The sequence below is a fragment of the Vibrio sp. Y176 genome (assembly GCF_033438945.1).
Map to the genome: position 1 here is coordinate 1 of NZ_JAWOQS010000377.1, position 782 is coordinate 782.

Below are 782 nucleotides of genomic sequence, written 5' to 3' on the forward strand. Positions count from 1 at the left end.
ATCAACAACTGATTGAAAGAGAAAAAATGGCCATGCTCGGCCAGTTGGTTGCAGGCGTGGCCCATGAACTGAACAACCCAATAGCTGCGATTTTGCGTGGTGTAGAAAACCTCACTCATACCCTCGAAGGGCTATTAACTCAACTTCCGACAGCAGAAGTACAAATCAAAGGCGTTCAGCTTCTAACCAGAGCTCAAACCGCCAAGCCAGCCTCGACTGCGGAACTGCGCTCACGCGTCAAAGAGCTCAACAGCACGTTACCTGATCGTGCCATTGCCAAAAAAGTCGTCAATTTAGGCCTAGAGAGCGATTCCGAACTCGTTTCCCAGCTCGCCAAGAAGAAAGACAATGCCTCCTCTACGCTAGAGACGTTAGAACAATATCTTCAAGCAGGTGCTTCTCTCCGTTCTATCAATGTTTGTGCCGCTCGCATCGCTGACATGGTGAAGAGCCTAAAAGGCTACGCGAGATCTGATGATGAACGCATGCACTACGCCGATATACATGAAGGCATCGAAGACACTTTAGTGATTTTCGAAAACAAGCGAAAGGTACATCAAGTTTCAACAGATTACGCCCCACTTCCGCGTATGCTTTGCCAACCTATTGCATTGCAACAAGTGTGGACCAACCTAATTTCTAATGCGATTGACGCCTTTCCTGACAAAGGATCGTTAAAAATACAAACGAGAGAAGTTGAAAAAAACCAACAGTGTTATGCCGTGATTTCATTTGAAGATAATGGATGCGGTATTCCGGATTCTCAGAAAAAAGCAATTTTT

1 protein-coding gene is annotated in these 782 nt (G+C 45.8%); it reads left to right on the plus strand.

The genetic code is table 11. From position 1 onward, the window contains the following. A partial coding sequence (locus R7O13_RS26165; RefSeq protein WP_318305115.1) for an ATP-binding protein occupies positions 1-782 on the plus strand: 782 nt, incomplete at both ends.